8 protein-coding genes are annotated in these 15,506 nt (G+C 41.1%); 4 read left to right on the top strand and 4 right to left on the bottom strand.

The window, feature by feature from the left end; genetic code table 11:
• Nucleotides 1-9: 9 nt before the first annotated feature.
• The 4 genes from DS2_RS13890 to DS2_RS13875 form a co-directional block, all read right to left on the bottom strand.
• Nucleotides 10-3,309: a DUF1553 domain-containing protein gene (locus DS2_RS13890; protein WP_235188612.1), complete on the bottom strand. Its 3,300-nt coding sequence runs from the start codon at nt 3,307-3,309 to the stop codon at nt 10-12.
• The gene (locus DS2_RS13885) at nt 3,239-4,405 is read right to left on the bottom strand and encodes a peptidylglycine monooxygenase (RefSeq protein ID WP_051479889.1); all 1,167 of its coding nucleotides are present in this window, start codon (nt 4,403-4,405) and stop codon (nt 3,239-3,241) included. Before DS2_RS13885 ends, DS2_RS13890 begins: the two co-directional genes overlap by 71 nt.
• A gap of 1 nt (nt 4,406) precedes the next feature.
• Entirely contained in the window at nt 4,407-5,819 is a 1,413-nt protein-coding gene (locus DS2_RS13880; RefSeq protein WP_035015426.1) for a c-type cytochrome domain-containing protein, read from the bottom strand.
• Between the two features lie 332 nt (nt 5,820-6,151).
• Nucleotides 6,152-6,853, bottom strand: coding sequence for a hypothetical protein (locus DS2_RS13875; RefSeq protein WP_035015425.1), 702 nt, complete (start codon nt 6,851-6,853; stop codon nt 6,152-6,154).
• A gap of 86 nt (nt 6,854-6,939) precedes the next feature.
• On the opposite strand from DS2_RS13875, the gene DS2_RS13870 reads away from it, so the two are divergent.
• The 4 genes from DS2_RS13870 to DS2_RS13850 all read left to right on the top strand — a co-directional run bounded on the left by DS2_RS13870 (nt 6,940) and on the right by DS2_RS13850 (nt 15,488).
• Nucleotides 6,940-7,788, top strand: a complete 849-nt coding sequence (locus DS2_RS13870; protein ID WP_051479888.1) for a hypothetical protein — start codon at nt 6,940-6,942, stop codon at nt 7,786-7,788.
• Nucleotides 7,789-7,943: 155 nt separating this feature from the next.
• On the top strand, nt 7,944-10,049 hold the full coding sequence (locus DS2_RS13865) for a BNR-4 repeat-containing protein (protein WP_035015424.1): 2,106 nt from the start codon (nt 7,944-7,946) through the stop codon (nt 10,047-10,049).
• Between the two features lie 796 nt (nt 10,050-10,845).
• Nucleotides 10,846-12,114, top strand: a complete 1,269-nt coding sequence (ltrA, locus tag DS2_RS13855) for a group II intron reverse transcriptase/maturase (RefSeq protein WP_035015423.1) — start codon at nt 10,846-10,848, stop codon at nt 12,112-12,114.
• Nucleotides 12,115-12,428: 314 nt separating this feature from the next.
• On the top strand, nt 12,429-15,488 hold the full coding sequence (locus DS2_RS13850; protein ID WP_035015422.1) for a BNR-4 repeat-containing protein: 3,060 nt from the start codon (nt 12,429-12,431) through the stop codon (nt 15,486-15,488).
• Nucleotides 15,489-15,506: the final 18 nt, after the last annotated feature.

Here is a 15,506-nt window from a genome sequence, read left to right as displayed (position 1 = left end):
TACCTATTCTTATCGTTTAATCACGGCTGCGTCGTGGTTCATTAAAATATTGCTAACCGAAGCTAACGCGGCTAACTGTGCGGTTTTGTTTTTGTCGGCTGTTGCGTAATCTCCCACGCTCAATAAATCTTTAACTGCTTGTGGGTTATTTTTATATTCAGCTAATGTGCTTTGGTACATTTGTTCAATCACGGCTAACTCAGCTTTTGGTACTGTACGGCCAGTTATTTTGCGATATACCAAAGGCAATATTTGTTCTGCGCTGTTTTTATTTGCATCGTTTTGGTCTGCGAGCAAGTTTTCAGCTAAAACGCGTGAAGCCTCTACCATTTGTGGGTCGTTTAATAGTGCCAGCGCTTGTAATGGTGTACTGGTTTCTTGCCTAACCCCAACGCTGTAACTTCTGCCCGGGGCATCAAATGCCATCATATTGGGTGGCGGCGCACTACGTTTGTATATGGTGTACATGCTGCGGCGATATAATTCTTCACCTTCACCACGTTTGTATTCCATATTGTTCATTTTCCAAATACCGTCTGGTTGGTAAGGTTTAACACTTTCGCCGCCAATTTTGTCTACCAATAAACCACTGACAGCCAGTGCGTTGTCGCGGATCATTTCAGCGGTTAGGCGTGAGCTTGGCCCAACAGCCCATAAAGTATTTTCTGGGTCTTTTTCTAGCTTATTCACATCGGCAATGGACGATTGTTGGTAAGTTGCCGACAGCGCCATAAGTTTGATCATGTGCTTAACGTTCCAACCTGACTGAATAAATTCAACGGCTAACCAGTCGAGCAGTGCTGGGTGGGTAGGTAATTTGCCTTGGTTACCAAAATCTTCAGGGGTACGCACTAAACCTTGGCCAAACATAAGTTGCCAATAACGGTTTATAACAACACGCGCTACTAATGGATTGTCTTCATGCATTAGCCATTTTGCTAAGCCTCTGCGGTCGGCTGGCCATTGTGGGTTCCAAGGTAAAACCGCCTCGGGTACGCCAGGTTGTACTGGTTCACCTAGGCTTGCGTAGCTGCCACGTTCTAAAATATAAGCTTGGCGAGGCTGTGGTAATTCTTTCATTACCATTACTTCTTGCACGCTTTCAACGAGTGAGTTTTGTTGGCTACGCAAATCAGTCAATTTGGCTAACTGGTTTTGATAGTCTTTATTCACTGTTTGGTTATATAGTGCTAACAATTCATCTTTTGAAGCTTGGTAGTTTGCGCCATGCAAGTTAGCAATTTCAATTGAAGTTAATTCACGGCTATACACACGCAAGTTATCCACTAAAGCATTGGGTAAACCACGGCTACGCCAGCGCGCACCTACTTTTAAACCAATTTCTTTAAGTACACCTTTACGTGTGTGTTCAATGTCTTTGTATAAATTATCGCGCTCAACCGTCATATCAACGGCTTGACCGTTTAAATAGAAAGTAACGCCAGCAGCTTTAGATGAACCATCGTAACTCATGGCAACATTGAGCCATTGTTCACGCTGTACCGGTTGTTTAGAACGCAACATGATAGCGTTATAAGGATAGGTATGGGCTAGGCGCACAATCCAATGATTGTTGTCTATGTCTACATCAAAACCTTTGAAGTTATATAAAATGCCAGCTTTGTTGTAGTGGAATAACACACCTTCTTCAATATCCGACGGTATTTTAGCTTCAATTGCCACGGTAAAACTTTTAGCACGATTAAAACCCTTAACTTCAGGGAAGTAGAGTGCATCGTCGCCATTTAGTTTTATCGCTTCATGCCCTTGATCAGACACATGCACCATGTTTGGGCCGTCTTTTTTATTCAGCTCAGAGCCGAACAGCACTTTGCCTTGATGCTTGTTATTATTGGCCGCTTGAATACTGGCGACACTGTCTTTTTTGCTAAAAGGATAATAGGCAAGCAGTGCATCTTGCCCCTTAGCTTTTTTCACCTGTTTGTTGGCTTGTTTGACCCAGCGATTAAAACCTTGTTGTTGGCTGTCGTATCGACCTAGTATTTGGTCAAGCTGTGCAATTTGTTTTGCCAATTCTGCTTGACGATTTTGTTGTTCGTCAGTTGGCAATAACATAGTAGGCACTGGCATATCGTTCGGGTCGTAGGATATTTGCCCTGAGTCATCTATGTTGTTAAAAAAGGCAAAAGTTGAGTAATAGTCTTTTGCGGATATTGGGTCGTATTTATGGTCGTGACACTGCGCACAATGCATGGTTAAACCCAATAAACCTGTGCCTAATGTTTGCACTCGGTCTTTTACGTATTCCACTCTAAATTCTTCATTAACCACACCACCTTCACCGTTTTGGGCATGAATACGGTTAAACGCTGTAGCGAGTTTTTGCTCTGTGGTGGCGTTGGGCAATAAATCACCCGCGATTTGCCAAGTGACAAATTCATCAAACGGACGATTTTGGTTAAAAGAATCAATTACCCAATCGCGATACGGCGACATATCACGGTAAAAGTCTGTGCTATAACCGTGAGTGTCGGCGTAGCGAGCAATGTCTAACCATTCAACCGCCATGCGCTCACCAAATTGAGGTGAGGCCAATAGCTTTTCTACTTGTTTGGCAAAGGCATCTTCACTGTTATCCGCGATAAACTCATCTATCGTATCTATGCTTGGCGGCAGGCCAGTTAAATCAAAACTGATACGACGTAACAATGTTTCTTTGTCGGCTGGGGTATTGGGCTTAAAACCTTGTGCTTCAATCTCAGCCAATATAAATTTGTCTATGCTGTTGTTTGGCCACTGCTTGTTTTGCACTTTTGGCTCTGCAGTTTTTTCAGGCTTAATTAACGCCCAATGTTTTTTGTATTCTGCACCTTGTTCAATCCACTTTTTGATAATGGCTTTTTCGCGATTAGACAAAGTTAAGTTAGATGATTTTGGTGGCATCATATAGCTTTCATCATCCGACAACATACGCAAAAAGGCTTCACTGGCGTGCGGATCACCTGGCTTGATTGCGGCTAAATTGTTGTCGGTTATATGCGTGGTTGCATCTTGGTAATTAGACAAAGACAAACCCGCTTTGGCATTCGGTTTGTCTGGCCCATGACACAAATAACAGGTGTCCGACAAAATAGGTTTTACATGAAAATTAAAATCAACTTTGTCTGGAATAGGCGCATCGCCTTTTGCAAGTGGCAGTTCTTCTTCGCCACAGGCACTCAACAGCGCCGCACCAATTAAAGTTAAACCGATATTTTTAATTGAATAAAAAGACATGTTAAACACGCTCCAACTTAATTGGGTAACATTGGTTTGCATTCCATTGACCAACGTAGAGATTTTCATCATCGTCCACAGCTACAGCATGGCAGTGGTTAAAAACATTAAAAGCTGAGCGCATGGGTTGCAGTTGACCATTGTGATAGTGCGGCGCTTCGCCACCTGGGTTAGAAACCACCTTGTTGTTTTTATCTAAAATGGTGATAAAGCCTGAATTGGGCGCCATTTTGTTATCTATATGACTCCAACATACAGGGGCATAAAAATGATCGCCTTTGAAAATAGGCCCACCAGCGTAAGCACCTGGTAATTCAATACTGCCGATGCGTTTACCGTCTAAGGTATATTTTTCGATTTTGCGCTTGCCGCGAGAGCTTACCAGTAAGTGGTGGTTATTCGGATCGCGCGTATCTACACCAATACCATGAGTGTTAGATAAATTGTGCGATTTATCTTGGTTGTGCCAACCACCCCAATGGCGAATGTACTTACCATTGCTGTCGTAATGAATAACGTAGTCAGAGCCATACCCGTCGGTTACATACAAATCGCCATTTGGTGCGATACAAATATCGGTTGGCTGAAATTTTTGCTCTGGTTTGTAAATACCGATAGTGACGGGGTGGCCTATGGTGTAAACCAATTTGCCATCTAAGGTTAATTTAGAAATAAAACCGCTTTGGCGATACCACTTGTTTTTCCATTGATTGTCGGGGCGGTTACGATCAAGCACCCAACCACAATCAACTATGTAGATAAAATCTTCACCGTTTTCGTTCGAAACTTTAACTGAGTGTGCACCTGGGTATTGCGTGCCCCAAGCATCAACACATTTGCCGTTTTTGTCGTAAATTACGAAGTTATTTACATCGCTGTCGGTCACCATAATTAACCGACCTTTTGAGTCGAACGCTAAACCATGGGTGTTTTCAACTGGTACTTTGGCTGGGTCTAAATTGCCCCAAAAATAATCAACCTTGTATTTAAAGTCGCCATGACCAACAATTTTTCCGTGGGCGTTGCGTCCCGCTTTTGGTACGGGTGGTTTTTCAGGATCGTGCGCAAAGGCTTCTTTACCCATGCTGGCCATTAATAAAGTAGCGCCTAAGGTTGCGGTACTTTTTTGTAAAAAATCGCGTTTGTTGTGGTTTACTGAGTTAGTCATATTATTTATTACCCTTATTTTTATTGTTATAGCTATTGTTGTGGCTATTGTTTGTGTTCGCGGCTAATACGTAGATATTGTGCGTATCAATAAATTGGCTCAATTCATTGGCTGTGATTTGAGTTTCACCCACATACAATTTAGCGAGCGATGGCATATTGCCGAAGTGCTCAAGTGATGCATTGCTTACTTGTGTGCCATATAAATTTAAGTACGAGAGTTTGCTTAGCTTTTGTAAGTGAGCGATGGCAGCATCACCAATTGGGTTTTTATCTAACCTGAGTTTTTTAAGGTTAGTAAAGTGGCTCAGTTGGCCTGCAAGCTCGTTGGTTAAACCACTACGACGCAAGTTTAAATATACAATTGAGCCACTAATTTGTTTAAGTAATTCAAACCTAGCTTGGTTGATAGGCTGTGTGGCGGATGAATAATCTATATCTAAATAATTCATACCTTGGGCAATTTGTTTTACCACAAACCCTGCGTTATTCAGCTCGTTATATTGGGCTTGGCTGATCATTTCAACTGGCGGTAAATCAAACTCGGAAGGGGCCAAACCTAAAACAGCTTGTAGCGCTTTTTTGTCATCTTTGTTATTTACATAGTCACCGACAAAACCTTGTGTTGGTAACCCAGCATTAATCCACCAAGCTATGCTTTTAACTTGCTCATCAGTTAATGGGGTTTTGCCTTCAGCAGGCATAAATTTTTTGTCACCATGCGCTAAGGTAATGCGTTTGTACAACTCACTTTGCGCTAAGTTATTGGCAGTGACAGCTGGGCCTGATTTACCACCTTTTAAAATTGCCTGTAAATTAGCAAGGTTGAGTTTACCTTTTTGTTTGGCATCGTTATGGCAACTTGCACAACGCTGTTTCATCATAGGTGCAATCACGTCTTCATAAATAAGTGCGTTGCTAAGTGATGTAACCGGCTCGCGCGGCTCTGGATGAGGCTCTAACCCAACTATAACCCTTACAACATCAGGTGCATGGTCAACCAAATAGGTTTCACCGTGTGTCATGTTTGCGCCGTAATGGCCAGTTGAAAATAACAACAATAATTGCACTGCTGCAAAGGTATTGATAATCCATTTACCAGCTGCTGTTGCGTTATTTAACTTACTGAATAATAACCAACAAATAATAGAAATGACCGCAACTGAAATACCAAAAGTACGGTGAATAAATACCGCATCGCTACTGTAACCGCCGCCTAAAGAAAGTAGGTAACCCAGTACACAAGCCACTATTGCCGACATGGCACCCCAAAACCAAACCCAGTTTAATAATGGGTTGCGTTGTTGTTTTTTGATGTTGGTATAAATTTCAAATAATGCCGCCAACATTAATATGCCAATAGGCAAATGCAGTACCAGCACGTGAAATCGACCAAAAAATTGACCTAGATCCATAAACCGCTCGTTTTTTGTTAAATGTAAGTTGCATGTTAACTAAAAGTTTGCAAAAGGCGGATTGATAGAATTGATGGGTGTTTGTATAAAATTGATTTTTCGAGATGGTGGGTAGATGATTTTTAGTAATTTTTAAATAAATTCCTTGTAAAATTGAATATTTATATATGATAATTGGTGGCTGTTGATAAATTTATAATTAAGAAAGGACTCGCAATGTTCAATAGGTTTTTGTATTTTAGTCATTTGCCTCTGGCGCGTTTGAAGAAACAATGGATGGCTCAATATTTACTCTAAAGAGTACTATTGAGGAGGGATTTGGAACAGTTTGGTTATTCTTCAGTTTCTTTTAAGTTACTTACTAGTTGTGGCAATAAATGCCGATGTTTGTTGTGAATAAAAGAATAGATAGGTATTTGGATAATTTTTTTAACTTCAACAATATGGCTTAGGTTTTCAGACGAATTAATTAAAACTTCACCTTCTGCGTCTGAAGTCATGACTAAATCTACTCTATTTAAAGCCAACATTTTGAAGCCTTGGAGGTCGTTTTCTACTTTGTGAATATTCCGTTCTGGCACATAGTTGCTAAGCATTGCCGTGAACAGTTTTCGCCCTCTAAAATAACTCACTTTGTAATCTGCTAAGTCTTCCAACTTCTCTATCTTTATATTAGGTTGTCCCGAAAACAGCGATAGCCATGTCGTGGCCATTTGATATTCAATTCTAATCAAATTATTGTATTTATGGTGAGTCACCTCATGAAAATTATGTGCTCTGGTAATTTCACCATCCACGCCCCCTGTATTTGACAATACTAATGAGCGTTCACCTGGCGCATTTATCGCCTGAAAGCGAATCCCCATTTTGGCGAATGCTGCTTTTAGTTTGGGCACTATCGTTTTAACTAGTGGGCTTTCTAGCGGTAAGTCTGATGAAAAAACAATCTGCTGCTTGTTTGTAATAGGTTGGTTTATTTCAGCAGCATTCAATTGGCAGACTATACTAAAGATTATTAGTAGAATTTTTTTCATTTAGCGCACTTATTAGTTTGTTGAACAAGGGTTGCCGACAATAATACTAAGTATAGTGGAATTTATAAAGTTAGGAGCGTTTAGTTTTGCGAAATACTGTTTTGTCTATAATACTCCTTTGGTATTGTTCCGCTCAGTCATTTGCGCAAAATGTAGTTTACGCAGCTGCCGAGCAAGATAGTTATTACACTGATTTACTCGCATTAGCGTTATCCTATTCTATAGACAAAAATTACACAGTATCGCGCTACAACAAAGACATTCCCAAGCCTAGATTGTTTGAACAAATGGCACAAGGCCGAGGTGTTGATGTGGTAAATGGCTCTGCTACTCATGCTAGGCTAGATAAATACCAAGCGATACACTTTCCCATATTACGTGGTCTTAAAAGTTGGCGTATAGCCCTTATTCATAAAAGCACACCTGATTTGTTTGCCAATATACATACTTTGGAACAATTCAAAGCACTTGACCCTGTGCAGTTTAATACTTGGGTTTCTACACGCATTTTTAGAGAGAATGGTATTAAGGTTGTAACTACTGCAAACTTTAAAGGGTTGTTTCAGATGTTGAATAGCCAAAGATCAGACTATTTCCCGCGCTCTATTTTAGATATCCGGCGAGAGCTTAAGCAATTTTCCCACCTAAACATTATGATCGATCCATATTTATTGATTCAATATCCCTCAGCGTTTTATTTTTACGTGAAAAAAGACAACAACGAATTGGCAAGCGACATTAATAATGGCCTCGAAAAAGCTTTAGTCGACGGCCGTTTTGGCAAGTTGTTTTATCAGGCTTTTGGTCAAGAACTACGAGCGCTCAAGCTTCAAGACAGGCGCGTTATTCGGCTAGACAACCACTCGCTTCCTTCTTCGGTACCGCTAAATCGACCAGAATTATGGGTTGATCATAGCTACACTGTTTCTCTGTAGCCATTTATACCAAATGTGAAATTTAATGGGTTTTTGTGATTGTTTACGATTGAAAATGTTGGTTTTGTGTGGTTTTTTGTTGTTTTATAAGTGCTGCTGTTGCCCAGCAGCACACAAGCACTTACATCACATTACACAAACAATGAGTAAAACTTATGAAAATCGTTAAACTAAAAACTCTAGCTTTGCTTGGGGCAATGCTGGGTTTGTCTATATCACCAGCATCAGCTCAAGTTACCCTCGAAACTCAAGTTAAAATAACCAACAAAGGCTTGCACTTTGATGGTGATGATCTTAACTATGGTAACGTAGGCAACCCAGATACGGGTTCAAAATACGACTACTTTTTTGGCCGCAGTATTTCAGCTCATGGTGATGCGGTAAAAGTTTATAAACACTATGTATTTATGACTTGGTACCGCGGAGGCAAGTACGACCGACACGTTATGTTGTCACGCTACAATACTAAAACTGGTAGCATTGCAACTATTGAATTTCCTCACCAACACACTGGGTTTAGAGGTAATCCATTAGTGGGCGAATCGCATAATACTATCGGCTTAGCCATTAGCCCAATCAACGGCACCATCCATATGGTTTACGACATGCATGCGTATGATAATAGTAACCATGGTGGCAAGTTTAAAGATGACTATTTCCGCTACTCGTATTCTGTGCCTGGCGCAGCTGATGTGAGTGATTCAAACTTCAAGTTAAACAAATTTGTAAAAGACACAAGTTCTATAAGCCAAGGTAGTAACGACTACAAACATTTAACCATGACTGGCAATTTGGCTGATAAAGGCAACTTTGCACGTTTAACTTATCCAAAATTTTTCAAAACAACCGATGGCACTTTGTTGTTGTACATGCGTTTAGGTGGCAATAATAACGGTGGTTACGTTTTTAACCGTTACGATGCGGCAACGCAAAAGTGGTCTAAATTTACCGCATTCAACGTTGTTTCAGCTAAAAACCACGGTAATGCCTACAATTGGGGTTTGTACGGCAACATGAAATACGTTAACGGTAAACTTAGAGTTGGTTTCCAACAACGCAGCAGCATCGCTACCGACAAATATAAATATCAAAATGGTGTGTATTACGCCTACTCAAATCATCCAGAAGGTTTTGGCCAGTGGAAAAATCACAAAGGTCAGCCAATGACATGGCCACTAGTGAACTCGGATGAAATTAAAGTATTCGAGCCAGGTGATTATATTTCGCATACTGAAGCAAACTCTATTTACATAGTAGGTGGTTTTGATTGGACGGTAACGGCCAAAGGCGATATTCATATGATCAGTAAAGTACGTTCTACTGATAGAAATCGCCCTGACTACGAAGAAGTTATGTTGCATTCATACAAACCTGCTGGTGCTAGCAAATTTACTGTCACAACTGAATTTTCTGGTGCAGAGGCAATATATACCGCGGGCGATAATATTTACATTATTGGCTTAAATGGTGGCAAACCTTATGTTGAAAAAGCAAAAGGTGGCACTAATAATTTTGTGCGTGTGTATGAAGCGGACAATAGTATTTTGTTTGACCATGGCACTATTGAAATAGAAAACGGCAAAGTTTATTACTATTTAATGGAGCGCGGCTCAGGCAGCTCTTTACCATTACATTTGCAAATTATCGATTTAGGATTGGCTGACCAAACTGCTCCAGATGTTGCCTTCCCACTATCTTCTATGCAAGTTGAAGAAGGTTACGAGCAATTATCTTTTAAAGTAACTGCACAAAGCCCAGTGTCGGGTCGCTCAATTGATAGAGTCGATTTATACGTTGATGGTAATTTTATTCGCACTGACTCTGCTGACCCATTTGTTTGGGGGCATAAAAACAAACCAAACGAATTATTAGGTTTATCAGCAGGCAATCACACCTTTACTGCAATTGCGACAGACTCTGCTGGTATTGAGGGTCAAGCAACAATGGATTTAGTGGTTACAGCTCCAGCGAATGGTTGTAGCTCGACAACTACGATCCCTTGGGATGCCCGTACCGAAGTGACATTATCTGGCGCCAGCCCATGCATTGAGTTTAACCGCAATTTATCAGGTGAAACCGTACAATTTTGGGACAGTGACGCCAATAGCAGCTGTGACTTTAGAGGTACAATTAGCTCTGTTGATGGCAGTGGTAGTTTAAATATTAACGCTAATTATAAACAAGAGTCTGATTTTACAGGTACATTGTTAAAATTGACGTCTACTAACTCTTGTCAATTTATTAAAGTAAGAGCGTATTGATTTAGCTCTATATTTCATTCCTGTTTCATTCCATTGCGGCTCAGCCTTGCTTGAGCCGCATTTTTGTTTGCCCAGCGAAGCTGGCAAACCCGTCAGATTGAAAGAAATCTGAATCACCCTGATTGAGGGGAAGATAATCCGAATCGCAAGGGCGTAGTTGGCCAACGACTGGGTCTGAAGGAAGCGATAGGAAGTTAACGGTACACAACGTAAGTGAACCTGACTCGGCGGTTTAGGTGGGTAAGCGTGCAAAATAGCGCAAAGCCCAATACTCAATCAAACCTAAGGCGTGTTTGAGGGTGGCATTGTTAACAGGGCGTCAGTGCAGTAACTGGGGAAGCCTGGCATTAGCTCCAGTTTTTTTTACTGGACATCATTATACAAGAGGTGACTCAAGGTAATGATGAATGTGAGGTGGCAGATGAACCCGTAGTAGTGAATAAACCTAGGCCGATGAAAGCCAGTAATGGTGTGGAGGATAAAACCAAGGTGACCATCAACAAGTTTGATGGCATTTATTGCCACCAAAAGTGCAATAAATGGCGAAGGGGGGAAGTATTCTTTAAGTGCATCAACAAGCACGATTTTTTTTACAGTGGTTCACAAGTGCCTTGACGAAGGCAGACACCACAAACTGGTGAATTAGGAATAATGTAACTGGTTTACTGGGTTGAACGAGGAGTATTGGAAACCGCTCAGGCAGATTGCCAAAAAGGCTAGCACACCTGAAGTAACCAAGAAGCGTCAGCACTGTCGAAAACAAAGTGATTGAAGATGCCACAAGCAAAGGCAAAAGATGAAAGTGTACTACAGCTTATATGGTCGGCTACTGGATATAAAAGTGCTCCATAAAGCATTCAAACAAGTGAAAAGAAACAAAGGCGCGGCCGGAATAGATGGGCAGAGCCTGAGTGACTATGCACAAAATTTGGAAGAAAACTTACATCAATTGCTAAGTGAATTGCAAAATAAAACCTACCAACCACAACCAGTCAGACGGGTGGAAATCCCAAAAGACGATGGCGGAACACGGTTATTAGGCATACCTGCAGTTCGAGACCGAATTGTCCAACAAGCAATAAAGGAAATGCTAGAGCCGATATTTGAGCCAGAATTTCATCCATCCAGTTATGGATATAGGCCAAATAGAAGCAGCCATGATGCAATCAACAAAGCAACGTTATTCATAAGAGAATATCGAAGACAATGGGTTGTAGACATGGACTTGTCAAAATGCTTTGACCGACTTGACCATGAGTTAATCATAACAAGCGTCAAGCGCAGAGTAACAGACAGCAGTATATTGCAGCTAATAAAGCAATTTCTAACAAGTGGCATAATGGAAAATTGCAACTGGCAGCCAAGTGAACTAGGCAGTCCGCAAGGTGGCGTCATCAGCCCTCTGCTTGCGAACATCTACCTAGACGCATTTGACCAAGAAATGAAAAAGCGCAATCACAGAATCGTGAGATACGCAGATGATATCTTGATATTGTGCAACAGCAAGACAGGTGCAGAAAACGCATTAACCAAAGCCACAGACATTCTAGAAAACGCACTGAAACTAACGGTTAACAGAAACAAAACGCATATAGCTCATAGCAGTGAAGGCATCAAGTTTCTGGGAGTAGAAATCGGTAGCCAATTTACACGGATACAAGAAAAGAAACTCCAAGGATTTAAAACCAAGGTGAAAAAGTTGACCAGACGCAATCAAGGTCAAAACTTAACGGCGGTGATAAAACAATTGAATCCGGTCGTTAGAGGATTTGCGAATTATTTTAGAATAGCGAATTGCAGCAGGGAGTTTAAGAGGTTAGCAGGTTGGATAAGACGACGATTAAGAGCAATTCAACTTAAACAATGGAAGAAGCCAGCTAAACTACACAGAAAACTCAAACAAAGCGGGTATAAACCACCGTTCAAATTTATCAAAATGAACTCGTGGCGCAACTCATTGAGTCCACTGTCAAATTTAGCGATGCCAAACCAATGGTTTAAAGAAATGGGATTGTTCGAATTATCCGAAGTTAATACGGGCAAGCTTGTACCGAAAGGTATGTGAAGAATACATGAGCCGTATACGAGATCCGTACGTACGGTTCTGTGAGAGGGATGAGGCGTAAGCCTCACCCTACTTGATATTTCCTGTCTTAAAAACGCCAAATCAAAGCGCTAGATATCAGCATTTATGTTCACATGTTAACTAAATGATAAAATGTGAATAAAATTGGTGGTTATTTGTTGTTTTATTGATTGTTGTTAATTTATTATTTATTTTTGTGAGTAAATTTGATTGTGATTGGGTTTTTGTGATCCGGTTTAATCTCTGCTTTAGATCATTCCCTTTATGTTTGGTTAATTTAGGAACCATATAAAATGGCACATTACACAAAATATAAAAATTTTGGATGCAAGTGTTTAATTACCCTAGCCTCCATTGCTGGGTTGGCATTGAATCCAGCTTCGGCAGCCGTCACGTTAGTTGATCAAGCAAAAATCACTGATAGTGGTTTGCACTTTGACGGCAAAAAATTAACCTATGGTACACTCGGTTCAGCCGATACAGGTAGTAAGTTTGACTACTTTTTTGGTCGTAATATTTCAGCTCATGGCGATGCGGTAAAAGTTTACAAACACTACGTTTTTATGACTTGGTATCGCGGTGGTAAAGATGATCGCCATGTGATGTTGTCTCGTTACAACACCCAAACAGGCCAAGTCGCAACAATTGAGTTTCCACATCGTCATACAGGTTTTAGGGGCGACCCAAATATTGGTGAGTCACACAATACCATTGGCCTAGCAATTAGCCCAGTTAATGGCACCATCCACATGGTTTACGACATGCACGCGTACGACAACAACAACCATGGTGGCAAATTCAAAGACGATTATTTTCGCTATTCATACTCGGTTGCAGGTGCAGCAGAAGTTGCAGATAGCGATTTTACGCTAGATCAATTTGTAAAAGACACTAGCGCAGTTAGCCAAGGACCTGATGACTACAAACATTTAACCATGACCGGCAATTTGGCCGACAAAGCTAATTTTGCACGTTTAACTTACCCTAAATTTTTTACCACAACGGATGGCACATTATTGTTGTACATGCGCTTGGGCGGGAATAATAACGGTGGTTACGTATTTAATCGTTACGACGCCGCAACACAAAAGTGGTCAAAATTTACTGCGTTTAATGTGGTTAGTGCAAAAAATCATGGCAATGCGTACAACTGGGGCCTATACGGCAACATGAAGTATGTGAATGGTAAATTGCGTGTTGCTTTCCAACAACGTTCTAGCAATAACAACGACAGATATAAATACCAAAATGGTGTGTATTACGCGTATTCAGATCACCCTGAAGGATTTGGCGCTTGGAAAAACCACCGCGGCGAAGATATGACTTGGCCATTGGTGAATTCAGACGAAATTAAAGTATTTGAGCCAGGTGATTATATTACAGGCCATCAAGATGCTAACTCAGTTTATATTGTTGGTGGATTTGATTGGACTGTAACAGCAAAAGGTGACATTCATATCATTAGCCAAGTGCGCTCAACTGATAGAAATCGTGCCGATTACCAGAATGTGAAATTGCACTCGTACAAACCTGCAGGTGCTGACGATTTTATTATCTCAACCGAATTTTCAGGCGCTTCAGAAATTTATACAGCAGGTGACAATGTATATATTATCGGTTTAAACAATGGCCGACCTTTTGTTGAACGCGCCAAAGGTGGAACAAACGATTTTGTTCGAATTTATGAAGACACTGACGGCATGCAATTTGACCACGGTGTGCTTGAAGTTCACGATGGCAAAGTTTATTACTACCTAATGGAAAAAGGTACAGGTACAGCAATGCCATTGCATTTGCAAATTATCGATTTAGATTTAGCCAGTGAGGCAAATGCACCTCAAGTATCCTTCCCATCTTCTTATATGACGGTAGAGCAAGGTTACGAAAAGCTTTCACTGACAGTTTCTGCAACTAGCCCTGTTGAAGACCGCACCATAGAGTCGGTTACCTTATATATTAATGATGAGTTGGTTCGTACAGACGATTCTGTTCCTTATTTGTTTGGCCATGGTTCAAAGCCACACGAAACGGGTGCTATGGGATGGTTAGACACACACTCACCAAACCCGAACCCATTGCCTGCTGGCCAACATGTTTTTAAAGCTGTAGCTGTGGATAGTGAAGGAGACACATCAACCGCCACTATATTACTAACGGTTACATCTACAGCGCCTGAAGTATCGTTTCCTAATACAGAGCTGACGGTAGATGAAGGTTACGAGCAACTAGGTTTTACTATTAGTGCGTCAAGCCCTGTAGCAGACAGAACAATTGACTCAGTAACTTTATATTTGAATGGTGAATTGGTTCGTCAGGATACTTCAGTTCCATTTAACTTTGGGCATAAATTCAAAGCGCATGAAACAGGCGCTATGGGTTGGATTAGCTGTGAGCAAGATCCTGTTCCAAGCCCATGCCATCAGCCCAATCTAAACCCTTTAACTGAAGGCGTTCATACCTTTACCGCTGTTGCTGTTGATAGTGAAGGCGAGATGAGCGAAGCCACTATGACCTTAACAGTGAAAGGTCCACCAAAACCACCTGTGGTTACATGGCCAAATGAAGTGGTCACTGTTTACGAAGGTTACGAAAAATTAGCTATCACTGTACAAGCTGAATCACCAGTTGAAGGTCGTACAATTGAGTCAGTTACCTTATATCGAAATGGCGAGTTAGTGCGAGTAGACACTCGACCAATCTGGAATTTCGGTCATTCGTATGCACCATATGAATTTGGTGCCATGGGTTGGTTAGACAGACATGAGCCAAATCCAAATCCATTAGGTGCTGGCGAACACACATTTACTGTTGTTGCCAGAGACAATGAAGGTTTAGAAAGCTCAGCAGATATGACTTTGGTTGTTTTAGAGTTGCCTGCTCCAACAGTTAATTTTGTTGAGTCAGATATCGAGCTACTAACCAGCTACTCTGAGCTATCAGTTTCTGCACAAGTTGAAACCGCCAGCAACGACATTAGTGTCGTGAGCGTTATTTTATACATTAACGATGAGTTAGTTCGCGAAGTATTTGAAGCGCCGTTTGTATGGGGTGGTCAAGGCTATGAAAGTGAATTATTAGACTTACCTGCAGGCACGCATGAATTTAAAGCAGTTGCGACCGACAGCAATAACAAAATGAGTGAAGCAACGGTTGTTGTGGATATTGCGCTATTTGGAGATTTAGACCAAGACGGTGATGTTGACAGACTCGATATGCGCCAATTTAACGCAGCGTTACGTGCTGGTGAAATTACTGATTTACGTTACGACTTTAACAATGACGGTCAGTTAAACATGCGTGATATGAATGGCATGGCTCGTTTATGTTCACGTGCTCGTTGTTCAGCACAATAAATATTTAAACTAATAGTG

The organism is Catenovulum agarivorans DS-2, from assembly GCF_000568405.1.
GTDB classification, from domain to species: Bacteria; Pseudomonadota; Gammaproteobacteria; order Enterobacterales; family Alteromonadaceae; genus Catenovulum; species Catenovulum agarivorans_A.
The sequence above is the reverse complement of the archived record's forward strand: the minus strand, read 5'-3'. Positions and strand labels throughout refer to the sequence as shown.

Excerpts from the sequence above, each read along its gene's own strand:
- ltrA (WP_035015423.1), top strand. The coding sequence starts at position 10,846 with ATGAAAGTGTACTACAGCTTATATGGTCGGCTACTGGATATAAAAGTG.
- DS2_RS13885 (WP_051479889.1), bottom strand. The coding sequence starts at position 4,405 with ATGACTAACTCAGTAAACCACAACAAACGCGATTTTTTACAAAAAAGT.
- DS2_RS13880 (WP_035015426.1), bottom strand. The coding sequence starts at position 5,819 with ATGGATCTAGGTCAATTTTTTGGTCGATTTCACGTGCTGGTACTGCAT.
- DS2_RS13850 (WP_035015422.1), top strand. The coding sequence starts at position 12,429 with ATGGCACATTACACAAAATATAAAAATTTTGGATGCAAGTGTTTAATT.
- DS2_RS13865 (WP_035015424.1), top strand. The coding sequence starts at position 7,944 with ATGAAAATCGTTAAACTAAAAACTCTAGCTTTGCTTGGGGCAATGCTG.
- DS2_RS13890 (WP_235188612.1), bottom strand. The coding sequence starts at position 3,309 with ATGATGAAAATCTCTACGTTGGTCAATGGAATGCAAACCAATGTTACC.
- DS2_RS13875 (WP_035015425.1), bottom strand. The coding sequence starts at position 6,853 with ATGAAAAAAATTCTACTAATAATCTTTAGTATAGTCTGCCAATTGAAT.